Annotated in this window: 18 protein-coding genes; 9 read left to right on the top strand and 9 right to left on the bottom strand. The window is 41.0% G+C overall.

Annotated features, from left to right (window positions below; all coding sequences use genetic code 11):
• Positions 1-62 precede the first annotated feature (62 nt).
• Positions 63-1,208: a beta-ketoacyl-ACP synthase III gene (locus tag CZ794_RS05275; protein WP_087040617.1), complete on the bottom strand. Its 1,146-nt coding sequence runs from the start codon at positions 1,206-1,208 to the stop codon at positions 63-65.
• 301 nt (positions 1,209-1,509) lie between these two features.
• Here CZ794_RS05275 and pnuC point away from each other — a divergent pair, with 301 nt between their 5' ends.
• From pnuC to creD, 4 genes are all read left to right on the top strand, one after another.
• Positions 1,510-2,253, top strand: coding sequence for a nicotinamide riboside transporter PnuC (gene pnuC / locus CZ794_RS05270; RefSeq protein WP_087040616.1), 744 nt, complete (start codon positions 1,510-1,512; stop codon positions 2,251-2,253).
• Positions 2,204-2,800: an AAA family ATPase gene (locus CZ794_RS05265; protein ID WP_087040615.1), complete on the top strand. Its 597-nt coding sequence runs from the start codon at positions 2,204-2,206 to the stop codon at positions 2,798-2,800. The genes pnuC and CZ794_RS05265 overlap by 50 nt, the downstream gene beginning before the upstream one ends.
• Before the next feature lie 60 nt (positions 2,801-2,860).
• Complete coding sequence (locus tag CZ794_RS05260; RefSeq protein ID WP_087040614.1) at positions 2,861-3,385, top strand: TIGR00645 family protein; 525 nt, start codon at positions 2,861-2,863, stop codon at positions 3,383-3,385.
• A 128-nt stretch (positions 3,386-3,513) separates the two neighbouring features.
• A complete protein-coding gene (gene creD, locus CZ794_RS05255) occupies positions 3,514-5,079 on the top strand; it encodes a cell envelope integrity protein CreD (protein ID WP_087040613.1) in 1,566 nt (521 codons plus the stop codon).
• Positions 5,080-5,180: 101 nt separating this feature from the next.
• On the opposite strand, the gene CZ794_RS05250 is transcribed toward creD, so the two are convergent.
• The gene (locus CZ794_RS05250; protein WP_087040612.1) at positions 5,181-5,864 is read right to left on the bottom strand and encodes a DUF421 domain-containing protein; all 684 of its coding nucleotides are present in this window, start codon (positions 5,862-5,864) and stop codon (positions 5,181-5,183) included.
• A gap of 252 nt (positions 5,865-6,116) precedes the next feature.
• Between CZ794_RS05250 and CZ794_RS05245 the strand changes: the two genes are divergently transcribed.
• Positions 6,117-7,049: a DMT family transporter gene (locus tag CZ794_RS05245; protein ID WP_087040611.1), complete on the top strand. Its 933-nt coding sequence runs from the start codon at positions 6,117-6,119 to the stop codon at positions 7,047-7,049.
• A gap of 58 nt (positions 7,050-7,107) precedes the next feature.
• On the opposite strand, the gene CZ794_RS05240 is transcribed toward CZ794_RS05245, so the two are convergent.
• A complete protein-coding gene (locus tag CZ794_RS05240; protein ID WP_087040610.1) occupies positions 7,108-8,046 on the bottom strand; it encodes a LysR family transcriptional regulator in 939 nt (312 codons plus the stop codon).
• A gap of 96 nt (positions 8,047-8,142) precedes the next feature.
• Here CZ794_RS05240 and CZ794_RS05235 point away from each other — a divergent pair, with 96 nt between their 5' ends.
• Complete coding sequence (locus tag CZ794_RS05235) at positions 8,143-8,577, top strand: DMT family transporter (protein WP_087040609.1); 435 nt, start codon at positions 8,143-8,145, stop codon at positions 8,575-8,577.
• A gap of 5 nt (positions 8,578-8,582) precedes the next feature.
• The gene (locus CZ794_RS05230; protein WP_087040608.1) at positions 8,583-9,044 is read left to right on the top strand and encodes a DMT family transporter; all 462 of its coding nucleotides are present in this window, start codon (positions 8,583-8,585) and stop codon (positions 9,042-9,044) included.
• A 250-nt stretch (positions 9,045-9,294) separates the two neighbouring features.
• Here the strand turns inward: CZ794_RS05230 and CZ794_RS05225 are convergent, their stop codons facing one another.
• Positions 9,295-9,693 carry a lysozyme inhibitor LprI family protein gene (locus CZ794_RS05225; RefSeq protein WP_179207249.1) on the bottom strand — a complete coding sequence of 133 codons (399 nt, stop codon included), beginning with the start codon at positions 9,691-9,693 and terminating at the stop codon, positions 9,295-9,297.
• Between the two features lie 366 nt (positions 9,694-10,059).
• Here CZ794_RS05225 and CZ794_RS05220 point away from each other — a divergent pair, with 366 nt between their 5' ends.
• Together CZ794_RS05220 and CZ794_RS05215 are read left to right on the top strand one after the other, a co-directional pair.
• Positions 10,060-10,905 (top strand): hypothetical protein, encoded by an 846-nt coding sequence (locus tag CZ794_RS05220; protein ID WP_087040606.1) that lies wholly within the window; start codon positions 10,060-10,062, stop codon positions 10,903-10,905.
• Between the two features lie 355 nt (positions 10,906-11,260).
• Positions 11,261-11,590, top strand: a complete 330-nt coding sequence (locus tag CZ794_RS05215; RefSeq protein WP_087040605.1) for a hypothetical protein — start codon at positions 11,261-11,263, stop codon at positions 11,588-11,590.
• Positions 11,591-11,658: 68 nt separating this feature from the next.
• Here CZ794_RS05215 and hrpA read toward each other — a convergent pair whose 3' ends face one another.
• The 5 genes from hrpA to CZ794_RS05190 form a co-directional block, all read right to left on the bottom strand.
• Positions 11,659-15,834 (bottom strand): ATP-dependent RNA helicase HrpA, encoded by a 4,176-nt coding sequence (hrpA, locus tag CZ794_RS05210; RefSeq protein ID WP_087040689.1) that lies wholly within the window; start codon positions 15,832-15,834, stop codon positions 11,659-11,661.
• A gap of 417 nt (positions 15,835-16,251) precedes the next feature.
• Positions 16,252-16,569 carry a hypothetical protein gene (locus tag CZ794_RS05205; protein ID WP_087040604.1) on the bottom strand — a complete coding sequence of 106 codons (318 nt, stop codon included), beginning with the start codon at positions 16,567-16,569 and terminating at the stop codon, positions 16,252-16,254.
• A 1-nt stretch (position 16,570) separates the two neighbouring features.
• Positions 16,571-17,158, bottom strand: coding sequence for a DUF1543 domain-containing protein (locus CZ794_RS05200; RefSeq protein ID WP_087040603.1), 588 nt, complete (start codon positions 17,156-17,158; stop codon positions 16,571-16,573).
• 68 nt (positions 17,159-17,226) lie between these two features.
• Positions 17,227-18,027: a metallophosphoesterase gene (locus CZ794_RS05195; RefSeq protein WP_218778305.1), complete on the bottom strand. Its 801-nt coding sequence runs from the start codon at positions 18,025-18,027 to the stop codon at positions 17,227-17,229.
• Positions 18,028-18,155: 128 nt separating this feature from the next.
• Positions 18,156-19,577, bottom strand: coding sequence for a DASS family sodium-coupled anion symporter (locus tag CZ794_RS05190; RefSeq protein ID WP_087040601.1), 1,422 nt, complete (start codon positions 19,575-19,577; stop codon positions 18,156-18,158).
• Between the last annotated feature and the right edge of the window lie 247 nt (positions 19,578-19,824).

Genomic DNA, 19,824 nt, shown 5'->3' with positions numbered 1-19,824 from the left:
TAAAAAAATAGCTAAGAGCACTCTTAGCTATTTTTATCACGAAAAACGTTTAGAATGACGGATTAAACTTTACGTACCAATACCGAACCGATTGAATAGCCTGCACCAAATGAGCAAATAACGCCCAAATCACCTGATGCTAAGTCATCTTTGTAGCGATGGAATACAACCATAGGGCTGGCTGAGCTGGTATTAGCGAATTCAGCAATGACGCTTGGTACGATAGATTTGTCTGCCTCTTTGCCCATCACAGTTCTGAGAATAAGATCAAGCATATTGGCATTGGCTTGATGTAGCCACATCATCTTAACATCGGACGTTGGTAAGTTGTTTTCTTTTAAATGCTCAGTAATAATCTCCGAAACCTTCGGACAGACTTCACGAAATACTTTGCGACCATTTTGCAAAAATAGCTTAGGCGTGACAGGATCCTTGATATCAGGATACATCTCTGTTTGCGCTGCTAGATACTCTGATCGATCCATAAACCCATATTCATTGGTAATATTGGTCGAAAATTCTGTAAACAGCTTGGCGTTAAGAATCTCATACCCTTTTGGTGTATCCAAATCTTCAACGATAGAAGCCGTGGCAACATCACCAAAGATAAAGTGGCTGTCACGGTTACGCCAGTTCAAATGCGCTGAGGTAATCTCAACGTTGACTACAGCGACGCGCTTGGCAAGACCAGAGACAATAGAACCATGTGCTTGTGAGAGACCAAAAGTTGCAGCACTACAAGCCACATTCATATCATAAGCAAAACCGCCTACCATGCCAATCTCATTTTGAATCTCGATGGCAACAGCAGGATAAGTACGCTGAAAGCTCGAACAAGCAAGGATGATACCATCCAAATCATTCGCTTCTAACCCAGCATCAGCAAGCGCGTCTTTTAAGGCTGCTGCACCCATCTCTGCCATTACAGACAACTCTTCGCCTAAGTTACGATAAGCGATCACTGGGGCCATGATTTCAGGGTTTAAAATACCCTCTTTTTCCATCACATAACGTGACTTGATACCAGATACTTTTTCGATAAACTCAGCCGAAGAATGCTGAAGTGCTGTAACAGTCTCTGCTGCTATCTCATCAGCATGCTTTGCATTATAATTATCAACATACTGGTTAAACGTATTTACTAACTCTTCATTGCTAATGCTATACGGCGGAATATACAGGCCCGTGCCTGTGATACAAGTCGTCATGATAAGCTTCCTTGTCTACTACTTTAGGGATTGGTATAAGTATAAAGGTGAAAAAAGACCACAGTCTTTCGATTCCAGTGAATAAATGTAAACTTAAAATCAGTGTCCTTATTATGCCTGAATATTATTATTTTTCTAATACTTTGTTACAAATAATCTGTTCGTGGAGAAAAATAAGCAAAGATTACTTTTAGTTTATTATAGCTACGCTATAATCATCGCCGTTTGATTATACGCTGATCGCAATCTAACCGCATCAAAAACGATTGAAGACAACAGATACTTATCTTTGGAAATATTAATGGTAGAACTTTTAAGCTGGTTATTTGGTCAATATGCTGACTACTCTACGGTATTCATAGCGCTTGAGCTGATTGCTGTGGTGTTCGGCATTGCAAGCGTTCTACTTGCCAGCAAAACCAATATATTGGTATTTCCTATTGGCCTTGTAAGTACCGCCATATTCGTTTATTTATTATGGAAATGGCAGTTGTTTGGTGACATGTTTATCAATGCTTACTATAGCATCATGAGTATTTATGGTTGGGTCAACTGGACAAAGAATAAAGACTCGAAGCAAGATCACATAAATCCTACTGGCCAACAAGAGGGATCAAAGAAAAAGGCTGATACCAATCATACTATCCAGGTTGAGCATTTAACCACTAAAGATGTGCCTATATTGGCAGCATTAGCCACCATTACCATCGCTTTTGTGGCTTTGGTTTATTACTTCCGTCCTGTCATTAATAATGGTTTTAGTCTAGATGGTGCCACGCTTGGTTTGCATTTATTTACGTGGGTCGACTATACCGATATGCTTACCACTGCGCTGTTTTTGATGGCAATGTGGCTGATGGCTCGACGCAAGATTGAACATTGGTTACTGTGGATCGTGGCCGACGCTATTTCCATACCTTTATATTTTTATAAAGGTCTTACTTTCACTGCGTTCCAATACGTAGTCTTTACTCTCATCGCAATCTGGGCTTACTATGAATGGCAGCGCCGCTATCGCATGCAACCTCACACAGCATACGCCTAAATCCGTCATTAGCATCGCCATATTAGGGGTAGAAAGTACGGGCAAGACCACATTGTGTCGTGACTTGGCTGAGCATTTTGGTAGCCTTTGGGTTCCTGAATATATGCGCACCTATCTACAAAAAAAATGGAATGATGAGCAACTGACTTGTACATGGGAGGATCTGCTTCCTATTGCGCAAGGTCAGATCAAGCTAGAAAATACGTTGGCCAAGCAAGCTGCGTCTACATCAGACACGCCTACTTATTTATTTTGTGATACCAGTTTGTTTGAACTGATGGTCTATTCCAACTGGTATTATGGTGATTGTCCTGAAGCGTTAACGACAGCAGCATTGACGCATGATTATGATTTAATATTACTCACAAGTGTGGACGTTCCTTGGGTAGCAGATGACTTACGGGATAGTCCGTATCAGCGCGAAGAAATAAGTGAATTTTTTGAGAATCAATTAATGAATCACCAAAAGGCCTATCGTCATATTGGTGGCGATAGAAAGGATCGGGTTCAGCAAGTGGCAGCATGGCTCTCTGAAATCAGTGATTAAATATCTTTCCATCCCATAAATTATTGGTAATTTTATCTATAAGTACCTTAAGAGATATCAATGCTGAAAAATATTGAACGTTACTTAGAAAAAACCATCTTCAATAGTCGTTGGATATTGGCACCCTTTTACTTAGGCTTGGTTTTTGGCATTATTTTATTATTCATCAAATTCATTCAAAAGCTTTGGGGAATGTTTGCAAATATTCTGGTTGCTTCTGAAGCAAATGTGATTGTTGACATACTGGTGTTGGTTGATATCTCACTGGTAGCAAGCTTATTACTTATTATCGTATTTAGCGGTTATGAGATTTTTGTCTCCAAAATCGATACCAAAGATCATGATGACCGTCCTAGTTGGATGGGGAAAGTGGACTTTTCTGGGCTAAAGCTCAAAGTCATCGGCGCAATCGTCGCCATTTCTGCTATTGATCTTCTAAAGTCTTTTATGGATATAACAAGTGGCATGAGCGAAGGCGATGCCGACAAACTTATGTGGAAAGTCATTATTCATATGACCTTCGTTCTGTCCGGATTGCTGTTTGCGATTATGGACAAAATTGTTGGCGATACCAATAAGCACTAGCGCTTATTTTTCCATACACTCTCCACGCTTCTTACATCTTTTTTCTTTATCGCCCCTCTATGATTCCTTTAACCCTATTGACTGCCTTATCGACAGTCTTGGAATAAAGAGTCATATGAGGAGCTTTTATGCAAAAAACACTATTTACCAAGTTAGCCATCATCGCTGGGCTTTGCCTTATTTTTGCCATCGGTCTTAGTATGATTGGTTCCGTCATTTATGAGCGGCAAACCTATGCAGAATCCGTAGTAAGAGAGATTGCGCAGCAGCACGTCAATCCACAAGAAATCATCACCCCATTCATTGCCATTCCTACCACGCTCATACCTGAATGTCAGACCGAAACATCAGAGACAAACAATAAATGCGCGGCTGCTTATACCAAGATCGAGACTATCTTTGCCAACCAAACTCAAGCGACTCAAGATCTTGATGTTAGCACAGACACTTACCAACGCGGTATTTACCATGCGACCAGCTACAATGGGGCCCTGACATTTGATCAAGACTATACTTTTCAAAACCATACTTTTGATGACGCCATCGCAAACTTGGGCGAATCGACAAGCGTAGCCAATCCAGAAGTAAATCAAATCAGCACTGATAACACTAAAAGCAAAATAAAACCAGAGAAAACTACCATTCACTGGGACAAAGCACGATTAATCATTCCCGTATCAGATCTGCGTGGTCTTGCTACTTTGCCAACAGTGACGATTGATAAAAAACCAATCAAAGCAACTTATCCGCAAATACCCATTATAAAAAATATAACCTACGTGGAAGTTGCTATTCCACAAGAAATATTGAGTGGCTTAGGAAAAAACGTGACAGAAAAGCGTCATCAGGTCATTGATATTATGGTTGATCTGCCATTAGCAGGTATCAGCAACCTAAACACGGTACCGACCGGACAGAACTTTGGTCTGACAATGCATAGCAACTGGCTGACGCCAAATTTTATTGGTAAAGCGCTGCCAAATACCAAAAAACTGACCTCTAAAGGCTTTGAGGCCAGTTGGCAGAATCAATATTTGACCATTGCCAATAATCAGAACTTATCGCAGTGTATCAATATTGCTAACAATCAATGTACGGTCATAAGTCGCGCAACGCTTGATAGCACTCACCAATCAATGAATCCTGATACTGGTATGATAATGCAGGAAAGCTCTCCCATATCAGACGCAGACACTGTACCTAATAGCTTTAGGGAGGTGAGTTTAAACAGCTTTGGTGTGAGTTTTGCTGAGCCAAATGATGTGTATTTACAAACAGAACGAGCCATGAAATATGCCTTATTATTAATCCTCGTCTCATTTGGTACCTTTTTTCTCTTTGAAGTGATGAAATCGAGCCGTATTCACCCTATCCAATATCTGTTGGTCGGTTGTGCCTTATTTGTTTTTTATGTCTTGTTACTACCACTTGCAGAACAAATCATATTTTGGAAAGCTTATGCCATTGCTGCTAGTGCTTGTGTTGGGCTTATTGGTTGGTATACCTACTATGTTTTAGGCGGTATAAAACGAGCAGCAATATTTACAGGCACGTTGGCAGGATTGTATGCAGCGTTTTTTGGCATCTTAACCACAGAAGATATGAATTTATTACTGGGTGCGGTTTTTTGCTTTGCCATTCTTGCCTGCGTGATGGTAATGACTCGTAAAATCGATTGGTATAAAATTGCCTAGTTCAATGAAGACGTACTGATATAGTGACATATCGGGCAGTTCTACGTTAGCCTCAATTAATATACGTAATGTAATGCGCCTAGAGCTGCCCGATAAGGTGATTATCTAACAATCTTACAATTCAGAGCTTTTGCCCAGTTTTTACTACCGTTTTCACAGCGCTCGCACAACTGATTGGTGTCAGTGAGATGGTCAACATGACCACAATGCATACAAGCATAAGACACCCCTGCCTCTATTTGCTCGACTGCTTGATACTCTTTGGGGAAAAGTGGCATGCCATATCTCGTTTTTTCGGGTGGGTATAATAATATGCTAAAGTTACCGTCTGTCTCTAGCAATCCAGTACGTACCTGCCCTAAATGCTCAACGCCTTGCTGACGCATTTCTGCAAAAAACTCATCATGTGACATTTTGCCTTTCTTAATCTTATCAAGTACTAACACACCATCCTCTACGATATAAAGGGATTTGCCTTCCAAAAAATTTTCAACAGGATTAAACTTCATCATTGCCCAAGTGCATAGACGATAAAGTAAAATAACGGTACTCATAATCAGGACTGCTTGAATAATCGGCAAATCCTCAGTAAACATAGGGTCACCTGCAATAGAGCCAAGTGACAAAATAATGGTCAACTCAAAAATAGAGAGCTGCCGAACACCACGCTTACCGGTAAATCGTAAAAACGAAATAATCAGTGTAAACATCACGACGACACGTATTAAAATCTCAATGGCAAACACCCAAGTGGTGTCATGAATAAAAATACTTGCCCAATCCATATATCTCTTTCCTATTTATCATTTTTTTAATACATTAAGTTGGATATTGTCGTTAGTTCCAATCAGCTACTCACCAATAGAACCAATAAGCTTAATAGCCGCCTGTACCATTCAAGCGACTTATTTGTCGTAAGCGCCACAAAATTGAATCAGTCATGAGACAATCAATAAAGCAGCCCAAACAAGATAGAGCGACCACGTTTTCACTCGCTATTTTATTAGAAAAATAACTGAATCATTGTAGGAATTATTTTGAAAGCCACAATTTATACCACTGTTGCATTAATCGCATTTGCGGCGAATTCTCTGTTTTGTAGAATGGCGTTAGCAGATGGCTATATAGATGCGTGGAGCTTTACTATCGTTCGTTTACTGAGTGCTGCTGGCTGTTTGGGTATCATCATGGTGCTGCACGCCTCTCGCTTACAACGTCAAGTGCATAAGATGAATGGTGCTTCTAATGACACACTTCTCATCTTAAGCGATAAAGGCAGCTGGTTAAGCAGTTTTACCCTTGTCGTTTATGCGTTATGTTTTTCAATTGCTTATGTAGAATTAGATACAGGTACTGGCGCACTGATTTTATTTTCAGCGGTTCAGCTCACTATGATTGGTTGGGGTGTCTATAAAAAAGAGCAGTTAAGCGCATTGCAATGGACAGCATTTATTGTAGCAGTAGCGGGATTTATTTATTTAATGTTGCCGTCAGCGGCAATACCGTCACCATTGGCGGCCATACTGATGACGATGAGTGGTATCGCTTGGGGTATATATAGTATACGTGGCAAAACTTGCGTATCACCACTACGAGCCACCGGTTTTAATTTCATCAGAAGCCTTGTCTCGGTTCCAATACTATTATTGGTAAGTATGTATTACATGGATAACATAGGATTTGCTACTGTCAGTTTGGACAGTGTCACGACCAAAGGAATCCTACTGGCAGGCGCTTCAGGCGCGATTGCATCTGGTATCGGTTATAGCATCTGGTATACAGCCATGCCACTATTGAAAAGCACACAAGCAGCGATTGTACAATTATGTGTACCGATACTGGCAGCCATACTGGGTGTGGTCTTTTTATCTGAGCAGTTAAGCTTACCATTCGTGATAGCAAGCACTGTCATTTTAGGCGCAGTTTTAACTTTTATGTTAAGTAAAAAGACATCAGAAATATCAAGCTAAAGGTGTCATTTCACTAATATCACCATTCAAAATTTATCTTTAGCTTACTCACTTTCATTTATTCATTGAGCTGCCAATAAAAAGGATCGCCGTAGACCTCAGCAAAGTAATCGATCAACGTTCTCACGTTTAAAGAAACATGACGAGTATTGGGATAGATTGCGGCGATGTGCTGAGTGGTGGTTTTAACAGCAGCAGTGTATTCGGGCAACAACTTTACCAGCTGACCACTCTTTAAATATTCACCAATCAGCCAATCAGGAAAAAGCACAATCCCCATGCCTTTTAATGCGGTTACCAATAAAGACTCTGCATTATTGGACATGAGTAAAGCAGGTGCTAAACAAGACGTCCAATCCTCACCCTGAGTCTTAAAAAGCCAACGATTTGGCCCCGACGACCCCTTGTAGACCAACCCCTTATGATGAATCAAATCTGCTGGCGATTGTAGCTCTCCGTACTGATTTATGTACTCAGAAGTGGCCGCCAAGTGATAGGTTTGCTCACCAAAAATTCGCGCATGAAAAGCCGAATCGCTTAATGTCCCAATTCTGAAAATGACGTCTGTTGGATAATGATGAGGATCGATAAAGTCATCAGTCAACGTCAGATCTATCTGTACTTTAGGGTACTGAGCGCTAAATTGAGACAACCAAGGCGCGATGTGTCGTTGTCCAAAAAATACTGGCGCATTAATTCTGAGTAAGCCGCCTGGTTCTAGCGTCCTATCCTGTAGCTCTTTTTGTGCCCTGTTCATGCTTTCTGTCATAGCTTGCGCGTACGTCATAAACACGCGTCCCGCTTCGGTAGGAATGACAGCACGAGTATTACGATAAAAAAGCTGTTGTCCCAAGGAATCTTCTAACTGTTTGATAATACGAGACACTTTAGACGCAGAAACCCCTTCTTTTCGAGCCACGACCGAAAAACTCTGAGCATTGTAGACACTGATATAGAAAAGCAAAGTCTTTATGCTGATGTTATCGATATTATTCATTTGTGCAACTTATGCAAAGGTCATTTCCACATTATAGCGTTTTTCATGAATATAAGCTCCTGTAGAATACCGCCATTGCTCATCAAGGATTTTTTTATGCAAATATTATTAGTACTTGTGGTCATTTTGGGGGGCATGGGATTGTCTGTCGAAGCAGGCTTACTTGGTCCATTAGGACATGAAGTTGGAGAACTATGGGCAACATTGAGTATTTTCGGTGTCGGTGCTGCGCTCACCTTCTTTTTGATGCTATTTTTTAGCCCGCGCGAAAGCCCTTCGTTTTTTTCGCAACCTCCTTTGCTACTCATTGGCGGTATTTTAGGCCCTATTTATGTCGTGATACTCACCGTTGTGACGCCTGTGATTGGAATTGCGCTGACGATGATTGGCATATTGGCAGGACAGGTATCCAAGAGCCTAATCATCGATCACTATGGTTTATTTGGAACCACTGAACGAAAAATAGACAATAAAAGAATTATTGCCTTGGTTTTTATTATTGCAGCACTGTTTTTTATGGCAAAGGGGTAAAATAAATGACACTTATTTTAATGATTGTACTAGCCATCATTGGTGGCGCGACTTTGAGCGTGCAAGCGGCACTAAATGGTCGCCTTGGTAGTAATGTTGGTGTCTTTAAAAGCGCTTTTTTGACTTTTTCGGTAGGTGCTGTGGTCACCGCATTGCTGATCTTCTTTTTTGAACCAAATCATTCGGTCACTTTAATGGATGTGCCCAAATGGCAACTCCTTGGTGCGCTGTGCGGTGTGCCTTATATCGTAATTATGGTTGTCGCGGTACAACGGATCGGTACTGCCGTTGCAACGGTAGCCGTCATTTTCGGTCAGTTGAGTATGAGCGTATTGATTGATAATTTTGGTTGGTTGGGTAATGAAGCAATCAGTTTGTCCACCAGTCGCATCTGTGCGTTGGTTTGTTTGGCGATTGCGCTCTATTTTATTTATTCTAGTAATAAGTCTGAAGTAGCAGCCGCCTAATAACTTTTCTAGCATTTGCAAAGTTACTTAAGCGATCCTTGTCGTTTATTGAACCAAAACTCAACCAAATTGAACACCGATAATATTAGTGTTACAGACAAAAGCATTGGCTTAGATAAACCTAAGCCAATGCTTTTGTATAATCGTCTATATGTGTTTGATAAAACAGAAGTAGCAAAGATGAATTTTTTTGTCTAAATACTATTTTTAAAGACTGCGATTCACATACTACGGCTTCATTTTTGAGATTTTACTTTTTAAGGTTTTGAATCTCTTCATCAAGTTGCACACGTCGCTGTTTTGTATAAGTTGCTAGGCAGCCATTGCTTGCCATTGGATAAGCACTGCCCCCACTAAAGCTACGAGCTGAGAATTTGCAAGCCTTGTCTCTAAAGTCAATCCATGCAAGCTGCACTGTCTTTAATTGCTTTTTTTCACTAGCGTTTAATAGACGTTGTAAATCACTGTATGATTTATTCAATTTCTTGTCTTCCGCCGATAGCTCAGTTGCTATGCATTTATTTATATCCGCTTGAGTATAGGCATCATCACAGCCACTGGCAGCGGATGCTTGCGCTGTGGCAAACAGACCGACAGACAATAATGTCAAACCAGACACTTTTTTCAAATTATTTATTATTTTTTCCATGTTGCACCTCATTATTAGTCATAATCAGAAAATACTAGCATAGCGAATGTTGTGTTTTTATTGAGTCGTGTTAAGAAACGTCATTCACCTATTATGAGTCAAATGTAACTTTTGCAGTGCGTTCTTGTTCATCATTATTCACTGTCACACCTTATATATCAAACTATCCTTAGCTTTTATCAATCATGATATAACGCCTCATGTAAGCCAATTCTGCTGTTTAAGGAGACAATTTTATGAGTATTTATGGAATAAAAGTAAAATTTCATACTAAAAATTTACATTAATATACTGAATAAAAAGAGCCACTGGCTTAGTATCAAGTGTCAAATCTTCCGATAATTAATATAAATAGGACTAAAAATCATGTCAAATAATTCACATAATAATAATGCAGAGCATAAATCAGAAGATACGCCTACGAACAATGCGGTAACCTCAGTAGAGGTTTTAAAAGGAGACGATGTTATCTCTGAAGATCACCACTCTGATCAAGACGACAAATCTAACAAAGACGACAAATCTAACAAAGACGACAAATCTAGCAAAGATGACAAATCTAGCAAAGACGATAAATCTAGCAAAGATGATAAATCTAGCAAAGATGACAAATCTAGCAAAGATGACAAATTTAGCAAAGATGACAAATCTAGCAAAGACGACAAATCTAGCAAAGACGACAAATCTAGCAAAGACGATAAATCTAGCAAAGACGACAAATCTAGCGAAGATGACAAGTCTAGCGAAGACGACAAATCTAGCGAAGATGATAAAAATACAACAATAGCCAATATTTATCAGTGGGCTACCAAGCTTAAAGATGATTTTATGTCGGACAAAAACAAGTCAGATGATAAAAAATCAAGTGACAAAAAATCCGATGGTGAAACATCAGAAGACAATAAGTCAGACAGTGATAAATCAGATAAAGAAGACAAGTACAGTGCCACTGTATCTAATATCTATCAATGGGCGTCTAAACTTAAAGATGATCTTAAATCTGAAGCTTCTGGCATGACATATGGTGTCTCTGAAAAAGCGGTTGCTATGCTGTTGAACAAACTTGTAGACGGCATAGATGCTGAATTAGAAGCGTTCGATAAAAAGGCTGAAGATTCTGAGGAGTCAGATGCCAATAGTAAGAAAGAGCGTCAGAAGCTTGTTGAGAAAAAAGAAAAATATCAAGGTATGATTGAGCAACTAGAAAGCTAGTTAGAAGCCTAACTTAAGCACATTTTAAGTGTATAAATCCAGTGTTAAGCGTTTGAATCAAAACGCTAACATTGGATTTTTTATTGCCTTTCTTAAGTATATCGATATCGCAGTGGTATATCTTGTTGGCATCAAAAATACAATTAACGATGCAACATGTTTTTTACCCGCTAATACAACTGCTACAGAATACTTCAATATTACCTTCTATCTCCTATCTTCCATCTTCTATCCAAAAGCGATTGACTTGACATATATATTCATAATATAACATATATAATATTCGTTATTTAGAATATAAAGAGGTACTCTTTTCTTTATGCATGCTCATAAGAAGAATTATGGAGGAACCGCCATGATGTATTTAAGCTACACTCTCAAATGCTGGGCATTAGGTGTCACTTTTTTCTTAGTTTTTTACTTCATGGTGGTCATGAGTGACCCAAGCTTTAGTAAATATCTTTATATGCTGATGCTTAGCACGTTACTATTTCCTATTGCTAAGCGTGCCATCGATGTAATGACAGATTTTTTTACATCAAAAGATATATTATTCGACAGCCTATTACTTTCTATATTGATGAATATCATTATTTGGATATTTACACCATTTATCGTCGCGCTAACTACAATTGCCTTTATATGCTATAGCGTGGGTGTGATGACAGAGCATATCAGGCATTAACATTTCAAATAAAAAAGCGGGATTAACAATTGCTAATCCCGCCTAAAAATTGGAAATACTTTTTGCTTTTAACCCACCTTATCCCACATTTTACTTAAGCGCTTCGGCGATACTGCCACACGGGTTTTCATCGGCTGAGCAAACAGCTGGATACGATACTCCTCCACCATCCATCGGTATTCACTAATAGCTTCTTTGTCTGCCCGTCCTGCCAAACGCTCCATATGTAGGTCTAGCGCATAAACACCGTCTAGATCAGCATCCAGATTGTGTTCAAGGCGCTCAAGACGAATCTCTAGAGCTTCAAGATAACGCGGATACTGCTGCCAATGACTGTAATCCATTCGGTAAACAAAATCAGCCAAATGCAAATCTTCTAACTGATCTTCGATATCTTCGATAGACTCACCAAATATCTCACGATCCAGCATCAACAATCCCTGACGAATACGCTGCCAGCGGGTATAGACATTTTTGAGGGTTTTTATCACACTTTGACCCGTCAATAAGAAGTTACTTGTTACCACGTCTAGTGTTTTTTGATACTCTTCGGAGGTAAACGGCAGCTCTTCGCTCAGACTGACAGCAATGCTATCGGCACTTTCAGGTATATCTGTACTATGATCAAATAACACATAGTGCTCTTCGAGCGCGGCGTCTAGTGCAGCATCAACAATAATGGTTTTGAGTTTTTCCATGTCACCAAGCGGTGCAAAGGCCAGTTTAAATATTTTATCTATTTGACTGGTAAGCTGTTTTTTCTTTGCGCCAAGCTTACCTTTAATTAACGTCAAAACACCAATGCGGTGCGCCTGCAATGCTGCATTAACGTCCGTATATTGATGAATCGATACAGCTTCTCCTGCCTCATCAGCAACCAATGCCGAAAACTGCTTCATCACCACACCTGCACTGTGATGATTCTTACTAAAGGCAAAGTGCTCCGGAAATTCTGTATGAACGCCCTGCTGCTCGGTCACTGCTTGGCTGGTCTCAGACGCATGACGAATCTGTAGTGTTTGCAGGTCACGTCCTTTTTCGATAATACGGTTTTTATCATCGACCACACTGATTTGTGGCTGCAAATAACGATCGATCGACGATGGATTAAAGCTCTCTGGCGTCACTGACATGATGCCGCGACGGTTTAGGGCTTGGCACAGTTGCTTTAACAACCCTTGACCGCCAGTAGGCTGCAACTCATCAAACAAGCTGTCAGCCGTATCGGGAATAGGGACAATCTGACGGCGAATATCTTTTGGTAAGGACTTCAATAATTGCAATACCAACTCAAAGCGCCAACCGGGTACGCCCCACAGTAGCTCAATCGCATCGAGCTGTGGCAGCGCCGCAAGTGGCACACGAATAGTCACCCCATCATCATCGCTAGCAGGATCAAAGACATAACGCAGTGGCAGTTTTAAATCACCCAATTTCCATACTTCTGGAAAGTCGCCCGTCGTTGGGGCTTGGCTATTTAGCACATCGTCATCTGTGAAGAACAGATGCTTATTATCGGTCTTTTCTACCTCAGCGCGCCAGTCTTCAAAGGCTTTACGGCTGGCAATGTGAGCTGGAATTTTTTTGTCATAAAACTGATATAGCGACTCTTCATCAACCAATAAATCACGGCGACGCAATTTATCCTCAATGCGCTCGATATCAGCAATTTTATCCATGTTGTGCTGCAAAAATGGTGCAGCGCGACCTAGATTGCCGGTCACCAAACCATCGCGAATAAAAATTTCTCGCGACTCGCTTAGGTTGACTTGCTCATAGTTGGTCAGCTGCTTACTAATAATAATCAAACCAAACAAACTGATCTGTGCGTAAGCTTTCACACGTCCTGTCTTCTTTGACCAATGCGGTTCAAAATAATGATATTTTAATAGGTTACCTGCGGCTGAGATAATCCATTCAGGTTCGATTTTAGCGACCGTTCGCATAAAGACTTGCGAGGTTTCAACCATCTCAAATGCCATGACCCAAGGCGGTACTTGTTTAAATACAGTACTAGCGGGGAAAATTTTGGCTTTTTGTTGACGCGCTGCGAGATACTCACCGCGATTTTCAGTTTTATGCGCGATAATGGACAATAAGCCCGTCAATAATGCTCGGTGCAAGTTGGCGTATTTGACCGCTTTGAGTTCTTCGTCTTCAATCGCGGTAGGATCACTGGTCACGGCTTCGATAGCAGCATTTTTGACGTTGGCTTCATCATCAGCTTTTGCATCGCTCACATCGGTCAGCCTAAGCTCAGTCACCATTTGTACCAGCTGACGATGGGTCTGATGCCATTCACGTACACGCGGGAAGCTCAGATAGTTCTTTTTCGCAAACTGTTTACGCTGATTACCAGACAGCTTATTGCCGTCCTCATCCTTTTCAAACAGTGCTTTCCACAAACTCAAATAAAACAAGAAATCAGAGTCATCTTGACGGAAAACCGCATGCTTTTGATCAGCCTGTGTGCGCTTATTAGCAGGACGTTCGCGCGGATCTTGTACAGCAAGCGCGGCAACCACAATCAACATCTCACGAATACAGTCAAAATCAGAGCCAGCGACTAACATACGTGCCAGCCTTGGATCGATGGGCATGCGTGCCATTTGCTGACCGATACGAGTCAGATTGAGATGATCCATGCCTTTTTTGGGTTTTGGCTTGCTGGTTTGAGTGGTAGCCGATTCACTTTTGGTAGTAATGGCGCCCAATTCATCAAGTAGCTTGTGTCCATCAGTGACTAGACGACTATCCGGTGGCTCGATAAAAGCAAAATCATCCACGCTGCCCAGTCGCAGGTTTGCCATCTGTAAAATAACAGACGCTAAGTTGGTTCGCAAAATCTCCGGCTCTGTAAACTCAGGGCGACCACTAAAATCTTCTTCGCTATACAAACGAATACAAACACCAGGTGCCACGCGACCACAGCGACCTTTACGTTGATTGGCCGCCGCTTGCGAAATCGCTTCGATCGGTAGACGCTGCACGCGCGAGCGATACGAGTAGCGCGAAATACGCGCAAAGCCCAAATCAATCACATAGCGAATACCAGGAACCGTCAATGCCGTTTCGGCAACGTTGGTGGCGATGACGATACGTCGACCACGGCCTGATGGCTGAAAGATACGCTGCTGCTCTTCATAAGTCTGCCGTGCAAATAGTGGCAGTACTTCTGTGTGCTTGGGCCCATGACGTACAAGGACTTCTTGTAACTCGCGGATCTCAGCTTCAGTCGCGGCAAATATCAAGATATCAGCCTGATCGGCATGACCTTTGTTTTGAGCATCACTAAAGCATTCATCGACCGCCGCTACGACAGCACGTGGCAGATTGTCTTCAAAGTCATCATAGCTATCATCATCAGAGCTAGTAACAGGCTCATCTGTAAGCGGACGATAACGAACTTCTACTGGAAAGCTGCGGCCTTCAACATTGAAAATCGGTGCAGGGACTTGGCGCTTTAGCTTGGCATCGTAATGACTAAAGTACTCACTAAAACGTTTGGTATCGAGCGTCGCTGACGTTATGATGACTTTTAAATCAGGGCGCTTGGGCAGCATTTTTTTGAGATACCCCATGATAAAATCGATGTTCAAACTACGCTCATGCGCTTCATCGATAATAATGGTGTCGTATTTACTTAAGAAACGATCATGACCCAGCTCAGCGAGTAAAATACCATCAGTCATTAGCTTAACGACCGATTGGGCTGAGCCTTGCTCATTAAAGCGAATCTTAAAACTGACCGTATTGCCCAACTGCTCACCCAACTCTTCAGCGATACGGTTTGCGACACTACGCGCTGCCAGTCGTCTTGGCTGCGTGTGCCCTATCTGACCTGTAATGCCGCGACCTGCCAGCATGGCAAGCTTAGGCAACTGTGTTGTTTTACCAGAACCTGTCTCACCTGCAACGATGATAACTTGATGATCAATGATCGCTTGTACCAAATCTTCAGCTCGTTGACTGACGGGTAAATCAAGATTTAGCTTACTAGGTAAGTCATCAGGAATACTGTCGATACGCCCCTGTACCGCTTGCTGTGAGCGACTCTTTATTTTGTCATATTGGGCACGTTTTTTAGCGAGTGCGTCTTCAGCTTTATTATTCTTATGATCGTTATCGCTATTTGTACTCTTGGATTTTTTAGTGTTTACTGCGGCGCGCGCCAACTCTCGCTCTAGACGGCTTAGATAATAGCTGTCTTTTGCAAGTACTGGCAAATCAATGCTATCAGTGATTGAAGATGTTTTTTTACTATCTAGTACGCTAATTGAATCTTCATTTGGTACTACGAATTTCTTTTCTTCTTGGCTATTGTCTATAGTAGAAGTGTCTAAAGTCGTATTTTTTGGAGTATTGGGCATATTTACTTAGGCTATTTATTATGTAGAAGTGGTTAGATTATGGGGGTATTTTAAGTGTGATTCAAGTTGATCATAGTGTTTGGTTAAAGCCAGAAATACCTTTGTATTATTAACCTAGGCTTCTTATGTGTTTTTGCTACCTTAGTTTTATATAGCCACTAAAACGATGAAAAGTACTACCCCCATACAAATACCGACAATAACCCACTTAATAAATTCTTTAATCAAGTTTTTCAAACCTATGAACCTTATCTGTATGAGCGACTGACTTATTGAGTATGGATACTACAATTAAGCACTAACAGTATAAATAATCTGCTGATTAGTAGCAGCTCCTATAAAAAAGGTATGAATTTTTTGTAGGGGCTGCATTGGAAAAGGAAGGTGCAGCGAAAGTATTAATTTTTCTAGCGCCTCCATCTCATTCGCTAAAGCTTTGGCAGTTTCAGGTTGAATCTGCGGATTGTCATAAAGAGTGTCAATTAACCAAGTCAATTGTGGGAACTTAGCATTATTATGAATCTGATATAAGGTGGGTAAGATGTCATCCGAAATTTGACAGCGCGCTTTGCGGATTAGACCACTTTTATAATACATATCTAGTGACATATTAGGATAATTTCCTTAAATTTTTAATACTCAGATAACCCACGTATTCTTTATCTTCTTTGATATCGACACCGTCTGCATCAACGATAGGCTCAATCAACAGCTGAACATTTGAGAGCAGATCATTCACGTTATAGATATCATCTATATCGACCTCAAACTTATCATCAATATGTGAAGCGGCGTCGAACGGCGATGCGTCATCTTTAAAAGTAAACTGTTTATAAAACTCGCTTTGCTTTGCTTGCTTAATGGCCTCGGCTTGACTGGCGGCGACGATCAGAAGCTTATAGTGAAACTCTTCAAAACTACCCTGCTGATAGCCGCCCAAATTGATAAAAAACAGCTTTACGTCAGCATCTTTGCTTACCTGCTCATCTGATTCAACCAGTTTGATCGCATAGCCATCAACCTTAGTAATCGCTCGATAAGAATCAATATGCCATTTATTTTTAACCTCTGGCCAATGCTGATTGATATCTTCTACCAGCTCACTGACGTGATTGGCCACACCAAAAAAGATATCGTGCTGCTCAATCAGACGACCTTTGGGACGGCCACCAAGTTGAGCCATATATAAAGTTAACATGTAACGCAGTCCTTATAAATTTTTCATTGTAGCTAGTTTTAATTGAGCATAATATCGAGCGCGTCTTATTACAATACCCGTCCGCTATTCAATGCAAATGCCCAGTCTTCACGACCGTTGTTTAGTGCCAGTTTTGCTGCTGCTTTATGATTGTAAGCCACCTTAATATGCTCAGTCTGCCAGCGTTTACCTTGCGGCGTCTCTATACAGGTTATAAGCGCGTAGCTGGCATGAGGCGAATACGTTTGCATCTTATGGACGACTGGCAAATCATCTTCGTAGGCGGGATAACCCACACTGCCACTATTAATAACCATTTGCCCTGACGATAGTGTGACTGTACGTGGAATATGCGTATGTCCACAGACAATGACAGGGCTATCGATACCATTTAATAATGAAAAGATGTTCGAGTCGCTACGTACTGTCGGTACGCCTGTTGCGATATCCTCAAGCAAATATACCATGTCATCAGTTGGCGTCCCATGACAAAGATAAACGTCCTCACTTAAATGACAATCAAACGGTAAAGCGCGCATCCATTCAATCGCGTCTTTGGGTAAATCTTTCACAATAAAATCCATCGTTGGATTATCAGCGATTTCTGCCATGGTTGATAAATGCAGCGCCTCATAAATTTGCCTATCCTGATTGCCCCGAATGGTAACAATATCATCTCGATGGGCCATTAATAATTCATAGGTCGCCCTAGGCGCTATCGGCCCATATAAAATATCACCAAGATTGACGATTTGATCGACACCGCGCTTTTTGATATCCCCAAGCACCGCGTCAAGCGCGAAGACATTACTATGAATGTCTGAAATAGCAGCGATTGTCATGCAAGTCTTACGATTGAATGTCGTCATAATGTCTATTATCCCCATAAATTGCAATGTGGTAAATGAATAGAGTACACAAAATAAAAACCTGATGCCTCATTAATGTTGGGGCATCAGGTTCTATTTATCATGGTAATGCTAATGGTTCGTTAGACTTATAGTAGGAAGAAATACGCCCAACACCCAACGATAACAGTAGAGATGATATTGAGGATAACACCTGTACGCACCATCTCTGTTTGCTTGATCAAACCTGTACCAAAAACGATAGCGTTTGGCGGCGTGGCAACGGGTAGCATGAAGGCACAAGACGCACCGATACCAATGATAAGTACTAAGACTTCACTCGGTATACCCATATGCTCGGCAATTGCCACAAATACAGGCACTAAGAGCGCGGCTGATGCCGTGTTTGATGCAAACTCTGTCAAGAAAATAATAAAGGCTGAGATTGCAAGCATTACGACCAATAGTGGTGCTGTTTGTAAGCCATTAGCAACCGTCTCACCCAGTACTAATGATGCGCCTGATACTTTTAGGATATTCGATAGCGCAATACCGCCACCAAATAACATCAATACACCCCAATCCGTATTATCTGACACTTGCTTCCAAGATACCAGACCCAAACTCACGACCGCTACTGCTGCCAGTAATGCAACAACGGCATCCGTATCCTCAATACCAATTGCAGCACCAATTTGCTTAGATAGTATCCAGCTCACTGCTGTCACAATAAAGACAATGATTGTCAATACCCGCGGCTTGTTCCAATGAATGTTCTCGTCCTGTTGCAAGGTCATCGTGCGGTTTAGATTGGGTTTCAGATATAAATACATCGCACCCAACAATACTGGTAATAGTATCAGCATCATTGGAATACCAAATTTCATCCAATCAACAAACGCAATATCCAAGGCTTTTGCCGCGATCGCATTTGGTGGCGAGCCAACAATCGTACCCAAACCACCCAGACTTGCTGAATAAGCAATACCAAGTAATACAAACACAAACGTACCGCGATCTTCTTTACTGTCAACTTGCGTTAAGATACCAAGTGCCAGCGGTAGCATCATTGCCGTTGTTGCCGTATTTGAGATCCACATTGACAAAAATGCCGTTACCCCAAATATCAAAAATACGGCGGTACTCAGTTTGCCGCCAGACAATGATAAAATCTTTAGCGCAATCTTTCTATCCAATTTCTGCACATGTAATGCGGCAGCCAAGGCAAAACCACCAAAGAAGAGATAAATAATGGGACTAGCAAAGCTTTGCAGACCTACTTCAGCATTAAAATCAGGAATGCCAATTAATGTTCCAACTACGACCACCAAGATCGCAGTGATAGTGACGTGTATCGCCTCAGTGAGCCATAGCACGCCGATAAAAAACAGCATTGCTAGCCCTTTGTTTGCACTGACTTCAAATGGCAATACATTGTAAATAATAAAACTGATGATTGCCGCGATGGCGACCACGATCAATCCTTTGCCTGTACCTTTTGGAAAGGTATCCGTAAATAAATATTCATTACCATCATCAGGAATATGGCTATCCAGCTTTTTCTCTGACATAAATCATCCTTATCGCATCCAGAGTGAGTATGAAGACAAAAATCATTGCAACACACACTTGTTATAAGTCATCATAATATTCATATAGTGAATATTACGCGCGAAAATATCATATCAGAATAATTTATATATGAATACATATTGATTAATTTTGTTTCTTAAGATATCTGTTTGATTCATTAACAATAATCACCTCACAATTCTTTTTATTTTTCAATCATGGCTCTCTCACTGCTTCGTATGGGCG

The organism is Psychrobacter sp. JB385, assembly GCF_900163785.1.
Lineage (GTDB): Bacteria > Pseudomonadota > Gammaproteobacteria > Pseudomonadales > Moraxellaceae > Psychrobacter.
Note: the sequence above shows the minus strand (reverse complement) of the source record. Positions and strands in the feature narration are given on the sequence as shown.